1 pseudogene is annotated in these 261 nt (G+C 69.7%); it reads left to right on the plus strand.

The window, feature by feature from the left end:
• Nucleotides 1–261: pseudogene (locus ELR45_RS35875) on the plus strand (hypothetical protein); the annotation flags it as partial.

A 261-nucleotide genomic window follows, 5' to 3' on the forward strand; every position in this document is an offset into this window, starting at 1 on the left:
GCGAGGCACGAAGGGCGACGCGTCCCCGTCGGGCTCCTCCGGCGGGGACAACCCGCGCGAGCTCTACGACGAGCTCACCGACGACCTTCTCTACGACCCCGCGGTCGGGCGCGCGACAATGATGGGCTTCCCGTGCGTCCGGTTGGCCGGACGGTTCGTCGCCGGCTATGACGAGCGTGCCGGCATGCTTGTGGTGAAGTTGCCGCAGGAGCGGGTGACGGAGCTGATCGAGAGCGGTGTCGGCGATCCGTTCGCGCCCAA

Origin of the sequence: Phytoactinopolyspora endophytica, assembly GCF_004138495.1 — a bacterium.
Classification (GTDB): domain Bacteria; phylum Actinomycetota; class Actinomycetes; order Jiangellales; family Jiangellaceae; genus Phytoactinopolyspora; species Phytoactinopolyspora endophytica.